Below are 16,971 nucleotides of genomic sequence, written 5' to 3' on the forward strand. Positions count from 1 at the left end.
CCGCACCACTCCTCCGGGAGCGGCGCGGGACCCGCCGCTTCTCTTTCGCCCGGGGCCGGGAGTCAGGAGAAGGAGCGGAGATAGGCGACCGTGTCCGGGTCGGCCGGGAGGAACGTCTCGATGGCCAGCTCCGAGACCGTCACGTCCATCGGGGTGTTGAAGGTGGAGATCGACGAGATCAGCGACAGCACCCGCCCGTCGTGCTCCAGCACCATCGGCAGCGCCGGATAGGGGTACGCCGACGGCTCGTCGCCCTCGGCACCCGCGTCCGCGCCCTCCGGCAGGGGATACGCCGACACCTCCTCGTACAGCTCCCGCAGGCTGTCCGACCGGACCAGGGCGAGCTGGCGGTCCATCTGGTGGAGCAGGTGGTGCCGCCACTCCCGCAGATTGCGGATCCGCGGCGCCAGCCCCTCCGGGTGGAGCGTGATGCGCATCCCGTTCAGCGGCGGCGCCAGCAGATGCGGGGCGACGCCCTCCAGCAGCCGGGTCATGCCCAGATTGGCCGCCACCACGTTGTACAGCCCGTCCACGACGACCGCCGGATAGGGGTCGTAGCCGTGCAGCAGCTGCCGCAGCCCCTCCAGCAGTGCCTCCATCGACGGATCGTCGAGCGGCGTCTCGGGGAAGCGTGGCGCGTAACCGCCCGCGAGGAGCAGTCCGTTCCGCTCGCGTACGGGAACGTCGAGCTGGTCCGCGAGCCGGAGGATCATCTCCTCACTGGGGCGGGACCGTCCGGTCTCGATAAAGCTGATGTGACGGGCCGACGAGTCGGCGCGCAGGGCCAGATCGAGCTGGCTGACGCCGCGACGCTCCCGCCAGCCGCGCAGCAGGGGGCCGACACCGGGGGCGGTCACCAGAGTTGTCATACCTCAGAAGGTAATACGACGGACGGGTGACGCGCGCCGGGGATTTCGTCGCGGGTCCGCCCGGACCCGCGGGGGTTCGTACGGAGCGGCCCGGGTCCGCACGGGGCGTCGCGGGAGCGTCGCGGGGCGGTCGCCGGGTCAGCCGGTCCGGTGCTTTCCCAGGGACGTCTGGATCCGCCGGGCCAGCGCGCTGCGCGGCGCGGACCGGCGCGGGCCGTCGAGCCAGCCACGCAGATGGGCGCCGAGTTCCAGTCCGAAGGTCTCGGCCTCGGTCTCCTGGAGCTGCCGGAAGTCGGTCCTGGCGGCCAGGCTCTGAAGGGCGGTGGTCATGCCATCGGGACGGCCGGCCGGGGATCCGGGACCGGCCGTACGGCCCGATCCGGGGCCCCGCTGCGACGGCACCGCCCCGGCCGGGGCTCCGGCTCCGCCGCCGGGCCCGGTGTCCCGGCCGTCGGCCGCCCGCCCGCCGTGGCCCGCCATCATGTGCCAGACCTCGTGACCGAAGATCACCAGCTGGTGGGAGGGGTGGGTGTTCGCCTGGACGCAGATGACGTCGCGGTCGGTCATATCGAGATAGAGCCCGCTCGCCGTCCCCGGCGGGAACTCCACCAGACGCAGTACCACCGGCCGCCCCCGCCGCTCGCTCAGCCGGTCGCAGAGAGCCGCGAACACCTGCTGGTGGCCCTCGGGCCGGGCCAGTTCGAGCGCGCTCCGCAGATCGTCGCGCAGCTCGCGCATCGCACTCCGGGTGCTCCTGCCGCCCACTCGGCTCCTTCCCGCCCGGTGACCGCCGCCGAACACGGCCGTCCGTCGTGGAGTTCACCGCGGCCCGTCGCCGCGGGTTCGCGACCACACGGTACCCACGGTTTCGCACACACGTACCCGATCCCCCCGGGGTTCCGAGTTTTTTGGACAAGGTTCTTGCACAATCCCCGGCTCGTTTCCCGGCCGTCCACCCCCGCGCCACCCGCTGTTTCCACCACCGTCACCACACCGCCACCCGGCCATGACCCGGCCGGGCCGGGCCAGGTTCCGCCCGAGGCCCGAGGCCCGAGGCCCGAGGCCGCGGGTGCGGGTGCGGGTGCGGCCCAGCCCCGGCCGGGGCACCATGGCCGCATGCTGCTGGCACGGCTCGCCGAGGTGTCCCGCGCGGTGGCCGATGCCGCCGCGAGATCCCGTAAGACCGAACTGCTCGCCGGACTGTTCACGGACACCGCGCCCGACGAGGCCGCCCCGGTGATCGCCTGTCTCTCCGGGCGGCTGCCCCAGGGCCGGATCGGGATCGGCTGGAGCGCCCTGAAGGATCCTCCGCCGCCCGCCGCGGCGCCGACCCTCACGGTCGCCGCCGCCGATGCCGCGCTGACCCGGCTCGCCGCGATCGCCGGACCCGGCTCCCGGGCCGCCCGGGCCCGCGCGCTGAACGAGCTGCTGGCCGCCGCGACCGCCCCCGAGCAGGAGTTCCTGACCCGGCTGCTGCTGGGGGAGGTACGCCAGGGCGCGCTCGACGCCGTCGCCCTGGAGGCCGTCGCCCGGGCCGCCGGGGCCGCGCCCGGAGCCGTACGCCGGGCCGTGATGCTGGACGGCTCGCCGACCCGGGTCGCCGCCGCGCTGCTCGCCGAAGGGCCCGCCGCGCTCGGCCGGTTCCGGCTCCGGGTCGGCCGCCCCGTACTGCCGATGCTGGCGCACACCGCGGCCTCCGTGACCGAGGCGATCACGACCCTGGGCACCGCCTGTGTGGTCGAGGAGAAGCTTGACGGAATCCGGGTCCAGGTACACCGGGACGGGCGTACGGTGCGCGTCTTCACCCGGTCGCTGGACGAGATCACGGACCGGCTGCCCGAAGTGGTGGCGGCGGCGCTCGGCGCGCCCGGGGACCGTTTCGTCGTCGACGGCGAGGTGATCGCCCTGGATCCGGCGGGCCGCCCGGTGCCGTTCCAGCGGATCGCCGCCCGGGTCGGCTCACGGACCGATGTCGCGGCCGCCCGGGCCGCCCTGCCCCTCACCCCGGTCTTCTTCGACGTACTCGCCGCCGACGGCGAGGAGACCCTCGATCTGCCGGGATCCGCGCGCCGTACCGTACTGGCCGGGCTCTTCCCGGCGGCGGCCCGGGTCCGGGGGGTGGCCGTCACCGACCCCGCCGACCCCGCCGAACGGGCCGCCGCCGAGGAATTCCTCACCGACACCCTGGCCCGCGGCCACGAGGGCGTCCTGGTCAAAGCGGCCGACGCGCCCTATGTCGCGGGCCGCCGGGGCCGGTCCTGGCTCAAGGTGAAACCCGTCCACACCCTCGATCTGGTGGTACTCGCCGCCGAATGGGGCCACGGCCGCAGGACCGGGCTGCTCTCCAACCTCCATCTCGGCGCGCGGGCCGCCGACGGCTCCTTCGTGATGCTCGGGAAGACCTTCAAGGGCCTCACGGACCAGATACTGCGCGAGCAGACCCGCCGCCTGGGCGAGCTGGCCGTCTCCGACGACGGATTCACCGTACGGGTACGGCCCGAGCTGGTCGTGGAGATCGCGTACGACGGGGTCCAGCGGTCGCCCCGCTATCCGGCGGGCGTCACCCTCCGGTTCGCCCGGGTCGTCCGCTACCGCCCCGGCAAGCGGGCGGCCGACGCCGACCCCGTCGAACGGGTCCTCGACGCCCTCGGTCCCGACGGGCGGCCGGCGCCCCCGGACGGCCCGGACGAACCGGACGGGACCGAGTCCCCGGACGGAACGGACGGACCGCGCGACCGGACCGGGCCGGACGGCTGACGCGGCGGCGGTACGCGCCCCGGGCGCCCCGCCCCCGAGCTCCGCCCCGGATCTCCGCGCCCCGCCCGCCACCCGCGCCCGTCAGTTCCCGCCGCCCCACTCCCGGTCGGCGAACTCGGTGAAGTCGCGCGGCTCCCGGCCGAGTACCTCCCGCACTCCGTCCGTGGTGCTCGCGTTGTGCCCGTCCAGCAGCGTCACGAACAGTTCGGTCACCCAGGCCGCGTCCTCGTCCGGATACCCGGCCTGCCGGAGCGCCGCCCGGTACGCCTCGCCCGGAACCGCGATATAGGCGGTCTCGCGCCCCGAGACCCGGGAGATCTCCGCCGCGACCTCGGCGAAGGTGAGCAGCCGGGGCCCGGTGACCTCGTACGTCCGCCCGGTGTGACCGTCCTCGGTGAGCGCCGCGACCAGGACGTCCGCGAGATCCTCCGCGTCGATGAACGGCTCCGCCGTGTCCCCGGCCGGGAAGACGATCTCGCCCCGCTCCAGGCCCTCGGCCATCGGCCCCTCACTGAAGTTCTGGGCGAAGAACGCCGCCCGCACCACGGTCAGCGGTACGCCCGCCTCCCGCAGCGCCTCCTCGGACGCCACGGCCTCCGGCTCGCCCCGGCCCGAGAGCAGTACCAGCCGCCGCACCCCGGCCTCGGCCGCCGCCCGGCCGAAGGCCCGCAGCGCCTCGGACGCGCCGGGCGCCGCCAGGTCGGGGAAGTAGTTCACATACGCCAGTTCGGCGCCCTTGAGGGCCGGGGCCCAGGTCGCGGGGTCCGTCCAGTCGAAGAGGGTTCCCCCGGACCGGGATCCGGCCCGGACGGTGTGGCCCGCCGCCGACAGCCGCTCCGCCACCCGGTGGCCGGTCTTGCCCGTCGCCGCCGTCACCAGGACCGTGGTCCCCGTGCCGTTGTCCCGCTGGGCGTGCCGCTCGGTGTGCTGGATGTTCTGTGTCATGCCCCCAAGCCTCCCGGCCCGGGGCGCCGGAGGACATGCGTGTCCGGCTCAACCCCATACGCGTCCGGCTCAGCCGCCGGGCCGCTGCCTCTACGCTGAGGCCATGGACGTACTCGCCGGACTGCTGGACGGGCCCAGGGCCCGGGGTGCCTTCCTGCTGCGGATGGTGATGGAACCGCCGTGGTCGGTCCGGGTGGAGGACCGGGCGCCGTTGTCGCTGCTGTGCCCGACGGCCGGCGAGGCGTGGATCGTGCCCGACGGGGGCGAGCCCGTGCTGATCCGCCCCGGCGATGTGGCGATCCTCCGGGGCCCGGACCCGTACACGGTCGCCGACCACCCCGACACCCCGCCCGGCGCGCTGGTCGGACCGGGCGGCGCCTGCCGGTCCCCGTGGGGCGAACCGCTCCACGAGACCCTGGCGATGGGCGTACGGACCTGGGGCAACGCCCCCGACGGCCGGGATGTCGTACAGATCGGGACGTACCCCTTGGCGGGCGAGGTCGGCGGACGGCTGCTGGCCGCCCTGCCGCCGCTGGTCCATCTGCGGGCCGGCGAATGGGCCTGTCCGCTGCTGCCGGTCCTGGAGGACGAGATCGCCAGGGACGAGCCGGGGCAGAGCGTGATGCTGGACCGGATGCTCGATCTGCTCCTGGTGGTGGCGCTGCGGTCCTGGTTCTCCCGGCCCGAGGCCCGTGCCCCCGGCTGGTACCGGGCCATGGCCGACCCCGTCACCGGCCGCGCCCTGCGGCTGATCCAGGACGATCCGGCCCGGCCGTGGACGGTGGCATCGCTCGCCGCGAAGAGCGGGGTGTCCCGCGCGGGCCTGACCCGGCGCTTCCACGAACTGGTCGGGGAGCCCCCGATGGCCCATCTCACCCGCCGAAGGCTCGATCTCGCGGCCGAACTGCTGCGGCAGTCGGACGCCACCGTCGACACGATCGCCCGGAAGGTCGGCTACAGCGGCTCCTTCGCCCTGAGCGCCGCCTTCAAACGGGTCCGCGGCGTGAGTCCCCAGGAGTACCGCACCGGCGGCACCCCGGCCACCACCGGAGCCGTCCTCGGCCGGCCCGCCGCCGAGGCGGTACCCGCCCGGACCGGGCCCCGGGCCGTCTCCGGCTGAGCCGAACCACCGAAACCCGGCCCGGAGGTTTGCCGAACCGGCAACAAAGTTCGCCGGAACGGCGACGGCGGTCCACCCTGTCAGCATGAGCCGAAACGATCACCACGGCCCGGCCCGAGGCCAGGGACACCACCACCACGACAGCACCGACATCGACTGGAATGTGATGGCGCCCCTGCTGGAGCAGGGCGCCGAGCTGAACGGGCCCCTCTACCGGGAGGCCGCCGGATGGCTGGCCGGACAGATCCCGGCGGGCGCGGTCCGCCGGGTACTGGACGTCGGCAGCGGGCCCGGGGTGCTGACCGCGCTGCTCGCCGAGGTCTTCCCGTACGCCGAGGTCGTCGCCGTCGACGCCACCCCCGAGCTGCTGGACCGGGCCGCCGAGCGGGCCGTCCGATCGGGCTACGCCGACCGCTTCCGCGCCGTACACGCCGAACTCCCCGGCGATCTCGCCGCCCTGGGCACGGCCGACGTGGTCTGGGCGGGCGACTCCCTGCATCACATGGGCGACCAGCGGGCGGCCGTCGCCGGACTGGCCGGACTGCTCAGGACCGGCGGACTGCTGGCCGTCGTCGAGGGCGGTCTGACGGCCCGCCATCTGCCCCGGGACATCGGCATCGGACGGCCCGGCCTGGAAGCCAGGCTCGAAGGCGCCCACAGTCTCTGGTTCGCCGAGATGCGGGACGCCCTGCCCGGCGCGAAGGACGAACCGGAGGACTGGCGGGAGATGCTGGCGGGCGCCGGACTGACCGGCGGGGGCACCAAGTCCTTCCTGCTGGACCTGCCCGCGCCGCTGCCGGAGGCGGCCCGGGAGCATGTGGCGCTGGCGCTGTCCCGGCGGCGCGAGTCGGCCGAGCGGTGGCTGGACGCGGACGACCTCAAGGTGATCGACCGGCTGCTGGACCCGGACGATCCGCAGGGCCTCGCGAACCGGCCGGACGTCTTCCTGCTGGCGGCCCGGACCGTGCACACGGCCCGCCGCGGCTGAGCCCGCCGGAAGCGCCGACGGCCCCCTGGGGCGCGGCACGGACCGCCGCGCCCCCGGGGAACCCGGGCCGGGGGTCAGCGGGGTTCGAGCCGCCACTGCTGATGCGGACCGTCGGTGTCCTCCCACTGCTGGATCCGCGCCCCGGCCTCCGTACCGCCGTCGGCGACCTCCAGCAGCAGCCCGCTGACAAAGCTGACCACGGCATACGTTCCCGGCGTCTCCACCAGGGACTCGATGATCCACTCCTGGGCGCCGAAGTTGTTCGGCCGCCACTGCTGGATCCGGGCCCCGTTCTCGGTGGAGGCGTCGGCGACGTCGAGCCGCTTGCCGCTGGCCGCGTTGGTGAAGTGGTAGAGCCCGCTGCCGTTGGGCACCGGCTCGATCAGCCACTGCTGTACCGGCTCCCCGGTCTCCACCGCCTGCTGGACGACCGCCCCGCTGCCCTTGGAGCCGCCGTACACCTCCAGGACAAGACCACTGCCGACATTGCGCACCAGATGGCGGCCCGGTGTGAAAGCCCCGCTCAACGTCCCGTACCCCTCGTTCGTGATGTGATCACCGATCGTACGAGACGCCCGGCGCGCCGAACCGCCCGAGCCCGGAGGGAGTTGTCCCTTCAGCCGAATTCCGCCGGGTCCGGGCCCAGCCGCCGCCCCTCGTCCAGCGCCGCGAAGGCCGCGAGGTCCTCGTCGTCCAGCTCGAAGCCGAAGATGTCGATGTTCTCCCGGATCCGGGACGGGGTCACCGACTTGGGGATGGCGACATGCCCCGACTGGAGGTGCCAGCGCAGCACCACCTGGGCCGGGGTGCGGTCGTGCTTCCGCGCCACCGCGGCCACCGCCGGGACCGTCAGCAGACCCTTGCCCTGACCCAGTGGCGACCACGCCTCGGTCACCACCCCGAGCCGCCGGTGCGCGGCGCGCGCCTCGGCCTGCTGGAGCTGGGGATGCAGCTCGATCTGGTTGACCGCCGGGACCACCGACGTCTCGTCGGCCAGCCGGTCCAGATGCGCGGGCAGGAAGTTCGACACCCCGATCGCCCGGGCCCGGCCCTCGGCGAGGATCTTCTCCAGGGCGCGCCAGGTGTCGACATAGGTGTCCCGCCGGGGGACCGGCCAGTGGATCAGATACAGATCCACGTAGTCGGTGCCGAGCCGGGCGAGGGACGCGTCGAAGGCGCGGAGCGCGTTGTCGTAGCCGTGGTCGTTGTTCCAGAGCTTGGTGGTGAGGAACAACTCCTCGCGAGGTACGCCGGAGGCGGCGACGGCCTGTCCGGTGCCGGTCTCGTTCTCGTAGGCCGCCGCCGTGTCGATACTGCGGTAGCCGGCCTCGACGGCCGTCGTCACGGCCCGTACCGCCTCCTCGTCGGAGACCTGCCAGACGCCGAAGCCGAGCCTCGGCATCTCGACACCGTTGTTCAGGGTGATGGTGGGGACCTTGGTCACGGGGGACGAGCCCTTCTCTGCTGGGACGACGCTGGACGACGGGGCGGACGCCGGGGCCGCCGGCGGAGGTGCCGGGCGGCGGACGGACGCCTTCCTGTCTTCATGGAACGGGACGGGTCCCCGGTCGGCACTCCGGCCCGCCTCCGGTCAGCCCCGACCCTCCCACGGATACGACCCCGGCCCGGCGCCGGGGTCGCCCCCCGGACCGGGCCGGTACGCGCCCCGCCGCTGCCGCCGGTCAGGTGAACGCGGGCATGATCCGGTCGTGGATCAGCCGGAGCTGCTCACGCGCCCCGGGCACCTCGGGCAGATCCCGGTCCGCGAACGCCTTCACCAGCGTCCGGTCCGTCACACCGCAGATCAGATGGTTCACCCCGGCCGCCGCGATCTCGTCCCGGATCTTCGCCACGCACTCCTCCGGCGTCCCCGAGACCGACAGCCGCTCGGTCACCTCCGGCGACGTCAGCTCGATCCCCCGGGCCAGGTCCCCGGCCCGGATCGCGTCCACCACCGGCTTCAGCTCCGCCGGATCCACCCCGTTGCGCCGCAGCTGCTCGTCCGACATCGCCGAGGCGTAGATCCCGACCATGCTGCGGGCCGCCTCACGGGCCGCAGCCGAGTCCTCCGCCGTGGCGAAGACCACCCAGGCGCCGATGTCCAGGGACGTCACGTCCCTGCCCGCCCGCTCGGCGCCGATCCGCAGATGGTCGACCATGTAGGCGTACGCCTCGCGGGTGTAGCTCAGCGCGTGGTGACAGCCGTCGGAGAACTCCCCGGCGACCTCGAAGGTACGCGGCCCCTTCATCCCGCCCAGCTTCAGCGGCACCCGCTCCTGCACCGGCCGGGCGAAGGTGAACAGCCCGTCGTAGGAGTAGAACTCGCCCTCGAAGGTGATCGTCCCCTCGTCCAGCAGGGTCCGCACCACGTGCAGCGCTTCCTTGGTCCGCGACAGCGGCCGCAGCCGGGCGGGGTCGATCCGGTACTGCTCCAGCAGCCCGGTGTTCCCGCTGGACAGCACCGCCTCGGCCCGGCCGCCCGACAGTTCGTCCAGCGTCGCCAGCGCCTGCGCCACATGGGTCGGCTCCCGCAGCAGCATCGGCGAGACGCTGGGGCCGAGCCGGATCGAACGGGTCCGGCCCGCCGCCGCCGCGAACAGGATCCACAGGTCCTTGTGCCAGGTCTCGTCCGCCGCGTAGCAGGCGTGGAACCCCAGCTCGTCGGCTAGTTCGATGCTCTCCAGGGCGTCCGACAGAGCGTGGTCGGGCAGCAACGCGTAGCTGAATTTCATGCGGGCATTCTGGGAGCGGCACTACGGCCCCGCTACCGGCATCGGCGCTTTCCGGCCGGTTTTCGTTGTTCCTCCCGCCCCATCCGTTTCTTCCGTCCCGGTGGTCGGGAGGCCGGAGGGCGGGGAACGGGGCGGCCGGACGGGTGCGGCAGACTGGCGGCCGTGGTCAGAATCGTGACGTGGAACGTGTGGTGGCGCTTCGAGGACCCGGACCGCCGCCGGGAGGCCGTACTCGCCGTACTGCGGGAGCTGAAGCCCGATGTGGTGGCCCTCCAGGAGGCGTGGTCCGACGGCGGTGACCACTGCCTGGCCCGCGGGCTAGGCGCCGAACTGGGCCTGTGGGCCGAGTTCGCGCCCCACGGGCGGCCCGGCCGCTGGCACGACCGGGCCCCCGCCGAGCGGGCGTACGACGTCGGACTCGCCGTACTGAGCCGCTGGCCCGTACTCCGGCGGGAGACCGCCGAACTGCCTGCCGCCGGTGGGACGGACGACGGGCGGATCGCCCTGCACACCCTGATCGAGACACCCACCGGCGCCCTGCCTTTCTTCACCACCCATCTGAATTCTTCGCCCCATGAGTCGGCCGTCCGCTGCGCCCAGGTCCGGGCTCTCGGGGAGTTCGTCGTCCGGCGCGGCACCGGACACGCCTTCCCGCCCGTCGTCACCGGCGACCTCAACGCCCTGCCCGACTCGGACGAACTGCGGCTGCTGGGCGGCGTCCTGACCGCGCCCGCCGCCGAACGGCTGCTGCTCCTCGACGTGTGGAAGTTCTACGCCGACCCGGCCGAGCCCGGCGCCACCTGGGACGCCGACAATCCGTACGTCGCCCGGACCTTCCCGCTCAGCACCAGGATCGACTACGTACTCGTCGGCCCGCCCCGGCCCGGCCGCCCCGGCTCGGTACGGGCCGTACGGCGGGCCGGTCACGGGCCCGTCGACGGGGTCTGGCCGTCCGACCACGCCGCCGTGGTCGTCGATCTCGACCCGGGGCCCTACGGCCCTGACACCGGACGCCCCGACGGCGGCGCCTATCGGTAGAGCGCGTCGACCTCCGCCGCGTACGCCTCCTCTATCGCCTGCCTGCGCAGCTTCAGGGACGGGGTGAGCAGCCCGTTCTCCTCCGTGAAGGGGAGCGCCAGAATGCGGAACGTCCGGATCGACTCGGCCTGGGAGACCATCGTGTTGGCGGTCACCACGGCCCGCCGGATCTCCGTCTCCAGCTCGGGGTCCCGGACCAGATCGGCCGGGGAGAGCGGCGGCTGACGGCGCATCGCCAGCCAGTGGTCCACCGCCTCCTGGTCCACGGTGATCAGCGCCGCCACGAACGGCCGGTCGTCGCCGACCACCAGACACTGCGCCACCAGCGGATGCGAGCGCACCCGCTCCTCCAGCGGCAGCGGCGACACGCTCTTGCCGCCCGAGGTGACCAGGACCTCCTTCTTCCGGCCCCGGATCGTCAGATAGCCGTCCTCGTCCAGCGTCCCCAGATCGCCGGTGGCCAGCCAGCCGTCGTGCAGTACCGCGTCCGTCGCCGCCGGATCGGAGTGGTATCCGGCGAAGACGTGCGGGCCGCGCAGCCACACCTCGCCGTCCTCCGCGATATGGACGGTCGTCCCCGGCACGGGCCGCCCGACCGTGCCGAACTTGATCCGTCCCGGCGGATTGCCGGTCGCCGCGCCCGTGGTCTCGGTGAGTCCGTACCCCTCGATGACGGTGATGCCCGCGCCCTCGAAGAAGAGACCCAGCCGCCGGTCCATCGCCGACCCGCCGGACATGGCGTGCCGGACCCGGCCGCCGAACGCCTCGCGCAGCTTGGCGTAGACCGACCGGTCCAGCAGCTGGTGCTGGACCCGCAGCGCCGCCGACGGGCCGGGACCCAGGCCGTGGGCCCGCTGCTCCAGCCCCTCCGCGTACCGTACGGCCACCTCCACGGCCCGGTCGAAGGCGGGCAGCCGGCCCTCGCGCTCGGCCCGGCGCCGGGCCGAGGCGAAGACCTTCTCGAAGACGTACGGCACCGCCAGGACGAACGTGGGCCGGAAGGCCGCCAGGTCCGCCAGCAGCGGCTCGCCGGTGACCGCGGGCTGATGGGCCAGCCGCACCCCGTGGCGGACCGACGCGACCTGCACCATCCGGCCGTAGACATGGGCCAGCGGCAGAAAGAGCAGGGTGGAGGGATCGTCGCCCGGCTTGCCGCGGAACGCGGGCTCCCAGTGTTCGGCCAGGGTGTCGCACTCGAACATCAGATGGGCGTGGGTGAGCACACAGCCCCGGGGGCGGCCGACCGTGCCCGAGGTGTAGACGATGGTCGCCGTGGAGTCCGGGGTGACCGCCCGCCGGTGCCGGTGCACCACCTCGTCGGCGATCCGCTCACCGGCCGCCGTCAGCTCGCCGACGGCGCCCGCGTCCAGCTGCCAGAGCCGTTTCAGCAGCGGCAGATGCCCGATCACCGACCCTATGGTCATGGCGTGGTCCTCGTGCTCGACCAGGGCGGCGGAGACCTCGGCGTCCTGGAGGATCCAGAACACCTGCTCCCGGGACGAGGTCGGATAGATCGGGACGGACTGCGCGCCGACGGTCCACAGGGCGAAGTCGAACAGGGTCCACTCGTAGCGGGTACGGCACATCAGCGCGACCCGGTCGCCGAACCGCACCCCGTCGGCTATCAGCCCCTTCGCCAGGGCGAGCACCTCGTCACGGAAGCGTTCCGCGGTCACCTCCTCCCAGGAATCCGTCGCGTCCTTGCGGCAGAGGGCGACCCGCTCGGGGGCCCGGTCGGCGCGATCGAACACCGCGTCGGCCAGTCCACCGATCAGCGGGGGCGCGTCGAGCGGGGGGACAGTGAACTCGCGCAATGGCTGCTCCTTGTGGCGCTCCGCACAGCGCCGCGACCGTACCCCACGGATTCGTCCCGGGCGATGGCCTTGCAGAACTTTGCACGATTGACGTCGGCGCAGGTCAGGACCGGAAAGCCGGGGGATACGGAGGACGGGCCCGGTAACGCCGCCGCTCCGCGGCCCGCGCGGGGCGGAATCTCCACGGAATCCGACCCGTCAGGACACTCCGGCTTTGCCGAGTTTTACCTCCCGTTGGGGCGCACAGTTGGATATACGGGGGCGCGCGAACCCGCTCGTACGCCTGCTCAGTCCGGGTCGCCGACCGCGATCCGCTCCGTGCCCGTGTACACGTTCATCCGCGCGCCGCGCAGAAAGCCGACCAGCGTCAGCCCCGACTCCGCGGCCAGATCCACCGCCAGCGACGACGGCGCCGAGACCGCCGCGAGTACCGGGATCCCGGCCATCACGGCCTTCTGGGCCAGCTCGAACGAGGCCCGGCCCGAGACCAGCAGGATCGTCCGGGCCAGCGGCAGCCCGCCGCCCTCCCGCACCGCCCGGCCGATCAGCTTGTCCACCGCGTTGTGCCGCCCCACGTCCTCCCGGACGTCCAGCAGCTCGCCGCTCTCCGAGAACAGGCCCGCCGCGTGCAGCCCGCCGGTGGCGTCGAAGACCCGCTGGGCCGCCCGCAGCCGGTCGGGCAGCCCGGCGAGCAGCTCGGGCGTGATCCACCCCCGGGGCCCGTCGGCGACCGGGAACCGGGTCCTGGTCCGTACCGCGTCCAGACTCGCCTTGCCGCAGAGCCCGCACGACGACGTGGTGTACACATTCCGCCGGAGCTGGAAATCCGGCTTCGGGACGCCCGGCGCGAGCCGTACGTCGACCACGTTGTAGGTATTGACCCCCTCGGCGGTGGCCCCCGCGCAGTACATGATCCGTGCCACGTCCTCCGCCGTGGCGATCACGCCCTCGCTCACCAGGAAACCGGTGGCGAGTGCGAAGTCGTCACCCGTCGGGGTGCGCATCGTGATCGCCAGCGGCTCGCCGTCCAGCCGGATCTCCAGCGGCTCCTCGGCGACCAGGGTGTCGGGCCGGGTGGAGACCACACCATCCCTGATGCGAAGGGTCCGGCGGCGCTCGGTGACCCGTCCCATGGGCGACCACTCCCGATTCGACTCGTACGACTCGTTGTGGTGACCATTCTCCGGTACGGCTCCGGAGGCCCGCCGGGTGCCGTACGGTCTCCGACAGGCGCCGCCGGGCCCGCCCCGCCGGTGCCGGTACGGCCCCCACGACCCGGGCGCCGTACCGGATCCTTCCGAAAGCTACAGAAAACCGGGGGCGAATCCTGTCGGGTTACCCGCCGTCGTACCAGGTGGTAGCACCGAAAACTGGGGAGTCGATCGCCCGTGGAAAGGGAAAACCGCCGATGACCGGATCGCGTATCGCGTCACTCGGGCACCATCAGCCCGCGTCCGTGCTCACCAACGAGGACCTCGCGGCCCTCGTGGACACCAGTGACGAGTGGATCCGCTCCCGCGTCGGTATCCGCACCCGCCATCGCGCGGGCGACGACGAGCCGGTCGACGACCTGGCCGCGCGGGCCGGGGCGAAGGCGCTGGCCGGGGCCGGTCTGACCCCCGCCGATGTGGATCTGGTCCTGGTGGCCACCTCCACCGCGATCGACCGGTCCCCGAACACGGCCGCCCGGGTCGCCGCCCGGCTCGGGATGGGCGCGCCCGCCGTAATGGACCTCAATGTGGTCTGCGCCGGGTTCACCCACGCCCTGGCCACCGCCGACCACGCGATCCGCGCCGGTTCGGCCCGCCGGGCCCTGGTGATCGGCGCCGACAAGATGACCGCCGTCACCGACTGGACCGACCGCACCACCTGCGTGCTGACCGGCGACGGCGCCGGTGCCGCCGTCGTGGAGGCCGTGGACGGCGACGGCGAGCCCGGGATCGGGCCCGTGCTGTGGGGCTCGGTCCCCGAGATGGGGAACGCGGTCCGGATAGAAGGGACCCCGCCGAAGTTCGCCCAGGAGGGGCAGACGGTCTACCGCTGGGCCACCACCCAGCTGCCGCCGATCGCCCGCCGGGTCTGCGAGCGCGGCGGCGTCGACCCCGCCGACCTGGCGGCCGTCGTACTCCACCAGGCCAATCTGCGGATCATCGAGCCGGTCGCCCAGCGGATCGGGGCGGTCAACGCGGTGGTCGCCCGGGACGTCGTGGAGTCCGGCAACACCTCCGCCGCGTCGATCCCGATGGCGTTCTCCAAGCTGGTGGAGCGGGGCGAGATCACCTCCGGCGACCCGGTCCTGCTCTTCGGCTTCGGCGGCAATCTCTCCTACGCGGGCCAGATCGTCCGCTGCCCCTGAGCGCGCCCTCACCGTTCCGAACCGCCCGGCCCGTCCCGTGTGCCGGGCGGTTCGCGTTCCCCACCGGGGCGCCGCCCGGCAGACTGGCCCCATGGTGGTGAGACGGAGCGCCGGGCTGGTGCTGTACCGGGAGCGGAACGGGCGGACCGAGGTCCTGATCGGCCATATGGGCGGCCCGCTGTGGGCGAAGAAGGACGCCCGCGCCTGGTCGTTCCCGAAGGGGCTGGTCGAGGAGGGCGAGGAGCCCAGGGCCGCGGCCCGCCGGGAGTTCGAGGAGGAACTGGGGATCGCCCCGCCCGACGACGGCGAGTGGCTCGAACTGGGCGAGGAACGCCAGCCCAACGGGAAGATCGTCACCCTCTGGGCACTCGCCGGTGATCTCGATCCCGAGCGGATCGAACCGGGCGGATTCATGATGGAGTGGCCACCGCACTCCGGCCGGGAGCAGTTGTTCCCCGAGATCGACCGAGTGGCGTGGGTGGACCCGGCGACGGCCCGGGAACTGCTGGTGGCGGGGCAGGTCGCCTTTCTCGACCGGCTGGCCGCACTGACGGACGGCGGCAGAGACGGCGATCCGTCGTCGGCGTCGCCGTCCGGGTCCGGCCGCGACGAGGCGACTCCGGGCGAATAGCCGGGCCGACGCGCCGGACGGACAGAGCAAGGCAAGGCAGGGCAAGGCAGGGCAAGGCAGGGCAGTGCCGGGTCATCCGGGCGGCCTCGGGCCGTCGAACCGGGCGATCGTCCTGCCGTACTCCCGGCTTTGTCCAGTGCGTGGAGAAAGTTGCCATGGAACTCTGCGCAAGTTCTTCCCCCTTGGTGAAAGCGCTGCTACGTTCCCCTCGAAAGCCCGATCAGCCGGTCCGGGCCGATGGGGTCCCCACGCCGATGGCCGGGGGAGGGGAGGGGCATTGAGACGTATGACCGCTCGACCCGCGAACGCGCACCAGGCGCGGCTGCTCCGGCTGCTGCGCGACGGGGGGCCCAGCTCCCGGGCCCAGCTCGGCGACCTGGTGGACCTCTCCCGCTCCAAACTCGCCGTCGAGGTCGACCGGCTGCTGGAGACCGGGCTGGTCGTCGCGGACGGGCTCGCCGCCTCCCGGGGCGGGCGCCGCTCCCACAACATCCGGCTCGCCCCCGAACTCCGCTTCCTCGGCGTCGACATCGGCGCGACCTCGGTCGACGTCGCCGTCACCAACGCCGAACTGGAGGTCCTCGGACATCTCAACCATCCGATGGACGTCCGGGAGGGCCCGGTCGCGGTCTTCGAGCAGGTACTGGCGATGGCCGCCAAGCTGAAGGCCACCGGACTCGCCGAGGGCTTCGACGGCGCGGGCATCGGGGTCCCCGGCCCCGTCCGCTACCCCGAGGGCGTCCCGGTCGCACCGCCGATCATGCCCGGCTGGGACGGCTTCCCGGTCCGGGAGGCGCTCAGCCAGGACCTCGGCTGCCCGGTCATGGTCGACAACGATGTGAATCTGATGGCCATGGGCGAACAGCACGCCGGAGTCGCCCGCTCCGTCGGGGACTTCCTCTGCGTCAAGATCGGTACCGGCATCGGCTGCGGCATCGTCGTCGGCGGCGAGGTCTACCGGGGCACCACCGGCAGCGCCGGGGACATCGGCCATATCCAGGTCGACCCCTACGGCCGCGCCTGCGCCTGCGGCAACAAGGGCTGCCTGGAAGCCCACTTCAGCGGTGCCGCGCTCGCCCGTGACGCCGAGGAGGCCGCGCGGGCCGGACGCTCGCCCGAACTCGCCGAACGGCTGGCCGCCAAGGGCCGGCTGACCGCCGTGGACGTGGCCGCCGCCGCGTCCGCCGGGGACACCGCCGCCCTGGAGCTGATCCGGGCGGGCGGCAACCGCGTCGGCCAGGTCATCGCCGGGCTCGTCAGCTTCTTCAACCCGGGCCTGGTGGTGATCGGCGGTGGGGTGACCGGCCTCGGCCACAATCTGCTGGCCGCCGTCAGAACCCAGGTGTACCGCCGGTCCCTGCCGCTGGCCACCGGCAATCTGCCCATCGTCCTGGGCGAGCTGGGCGCCGTCGCCGGAGTCATCGGCGCGGCCCGGCTCATCAGCGACCACCTGTTCTCGCCGGCCTGACCCCGGCGCCGTACGACCCGAACCGAACCACCGTCCGATCCGTACGACCCGCCTGATCCGCACCACCGGCACCACGGAAACCGCGCACCGCCCGTACGACCGGAACCGCGCACCGCCCGCAGGACCCGTACGAACCCCGGGATCCGTACGCCTCCGTACGCTCCCGTAGCCCTGTGCACCGCCGTACGACCCGAACCGTCCGCCGCCCTCGACTCCCCGCCCCCGCCCACCCTCATCAGGCGAAGTCCACTCC

Annotated in this window: 15 protein-coding genes; 7 read left to right on the forward strand and 8 right to left on the reverse strand. The window is 73.3% G+C overall.

Annotated elements, in window-relative coordinates; all coding sequences use genetic code 11:
- Positions 1-62: 62 nt before the first annotated feature.
- The gene (locus AB0G74_RS10435; protein ID WP_361143011.1) at positions 63-869 is read right to left on the reverse strand and encodes a helix-turn-helix transcriptional regulator; all 807 of its coding nucleotides are present in this window, start codon (positions 867-869) and stop codon (positions 63-65) included.
- A gap of 138 nt (positions 870-1,007) precedes the next feature.
- A complete protein-coding gene (locus AB0G74_RS10440; protein WP_361143014.1) occupies positions 1,008-1,607 on the reverse strand; it encodes a hypothetical protein in 600 nt (199 codons plus the stop codon).
- A 378-nt stretch (positions 1,608-1,985) separates the two neighbouring features.
- On the opposite strand from AB0G74_RS10440, the gene AB0G74_RS10445 reads away from it, so the two are divergent.
- Positions 1,986-3,626, forward strand: coding sequence for an ATP-dependent DNA ligase (locus AB0G74_RS10445; protein WP_361143017.1), 1,641 nt, complete (start codon positions 1,986-1,988; stop codon positions 3,624-3,626).
- 81 nt (positions 3,627-3,707) lie between these two features.
- On the opposite strand, the gene AB0G74_RS10450 is transcribed toward AB0G74_RS10445, so the two are convergent.
- Positions 3,708-4,571 (reverse strand): NmrA family NAD(P)-binding protein, encoded by an 864-nt coding sequence (locus AB0G74_RS10450; protein WP_361143019.1) that lies wholly within the window; start codon positions 4,569-4,571, stop codon positions 3,708-3,710.
- Positions 4,572-4,674: 103 nt separating this feature from the next.
- Between AB0G74_RS10450 and AB0G74_RS10455 the strand changes: the two genes are divergently transcribed.
- On the forward strand, positions 4,675-5,691 hold the full coding sequence (locus AB0G74_RS10455; protein WP_361143022.1) for an AraC family transcriptional regulator: 1,017 nt from the start codon (positions 4,675-4,677) through the stop codon (positions 5,689-5,691).
- A gap of 85 nt (positions 5,692-5,776) precedes the next feature.
- Positions 5,777-6,679, forward strand: a complete 903-nt coding sequence (locus tag AB0G74_RS10460; RefSeq protein ID WP_361143025.1) for a class I SAM-dependent methyltransferase — start codon at positions 5,777-5,779, stop codon at positions 6,677-6,679.
- Positions 6,680-6,753: 74 nt separating this feature from the next.
- Here the strand turns inward: AB0G74_RS10460 and AB0G74_RS10465 are convergent, their stop codons facing one another.
- From AB0G74_RS10465 to AB0G74_RS10475, 3 genes are all read right to left on the reverse strand, one after another.
- Positions 6,754-7,206, reverse strand: a complete 453-nt coding sequence (locus AB0G74_RS10465) for an RICIN domain-containing protein (RefSeq protein WP_361143028.1) — start codon at positions 7,204-7,206, stop codon at positions 6,754-6,756.
- Positions 7,207-7,295: 89 nt separating this feature from the next.
- Positions 7,296-8,123, reverse strand: coding sequence for an aldo/keto reductase (locus AB0G74_RS10470; RefSeq protein ID WP_361143031.1), 828 nt, complete (start codon positions 8,121-8,123; stop codon positions 7,296-7,298).
- Positions 8,124-8,361: 238 nt separating this feature from the next.
- The gene (locus AB0G74_RS10475; RefSeq protein WP_361143034.1) at positions 8,362-9,411 is read right to left on the reverse strand and encodes an LLM class flavin-dependent oxidoreductase; all 1,050 of its coding nucleotides are present in this window, start codon (positions 9,409-9,411) and stop codon (positions 8,362-8,364) included.
- Positions 9,412-9,573: 162 nt separating this feature from the next.
- Between AB0G74_RS10475 and AB0G74_RS10480 the strand changes: the two genes are divergently transcribed.
- Positions 9,574-10,449 carry an endonuclease/exonuclease/phosphatase family protein gene (locus AB0G74_RS10480; RefSeq protein ID WP_361143037.1) on the forward strand — a complete coding sequence of 292 codons (876 nt, stop codon included), beginning with the start codon at positions 9,574-9,576 and terminating at the stop codon, positions 10,447-10,449.
- On the opposite strand, the gene AB0G74_RS10485 is transcribed toward AB0G74_RS10480, so the two are convergent.
- Positions 10,440-12,263: an AMP-dependent synthetase/ligase gene (locus AB0G74_RS10485; RefSeq protein WP_361143041.1), complete on the reverse strand. Its 1,824-nt coding sequence runs from the start codon at positions 12,261-12,263 to the stop codon at positions 10,440-10,442. The two genes, AB0G74_RS10480 and AB0G74_RS10485, sit on opposite strands and share 10 nt — an antisense overlap.
- A 287-nt stretch (positions 12,264-12,550) precedes the next feature.
- On the reverse strand, positions 12,551-13,396 hold the full coding sequence (gene fdhD, locus AB0G74_RS10490; protein ID WP_361143044.1) for a formate dehydrogenase accessory sulfurtransferase FdhD: 846 nt from the start codon (positions 13,394-13,396) through the stop codon (positions 12,551-12,553).
- Positions 13,397-13,671: 275 nt separating this feature from the next.
- Here fdhD and AB0G74_RS10495 point away from each other — a divergent pair, with 275 nt between their 5' ends.
- From AB0G74_RS10495 to AB0G74_RS10505, 3 genes are all read left to right on the forward strand, one after another.
- On the forward strand, positions 13,672-14,619 hold the full coding sequence (locus AB0G74_RS10495) for a beta-ketoacyl-ACP synthase III (RefSeq protein ID WP_361143047.1): 948 nt from the start codon (positions 13,672-13,674) through the stop codon (positions 14,617-14,619).
- A 91-nt stretch (positions 14,620-14,710) separates the two neighbouring features.
- Positions 14,711-15,250, forward strand: coding sequence for an NUDIX domain-containing protein (locus AB0G74_RS10500; RefSeq protein WP_361143049.1), 540 nt, complete (start codon positions 14,711-14,713; stop codon positions 15,248-15,250).
- Between the two features lie 286 nt (positions 15,251-15,536).
- Positions 15,537-16,718 (forward strand): ROK family transcriptional regulator, encoded by a 1,182-nt coding sequence (locus AB0G74_RS10505; protein WP_361143052.1) that lies wholly within the window; start codon positions 15,537-15,539, stop codon positions 16,716-16,718.
- The last annotated feature ends 253 nt before the right edge of the window (positions 16,719-16,971 follow it).

It is taken from the genome of Streptomyces sp. NPDC020875 (assembly GCF_040641415.1).
Classification (GTDB): domain Bacteria; phylum Actinomycetota; class Actinomycetes; order Streptomycetales; family Streptomycetaceae; genus Streptomyces.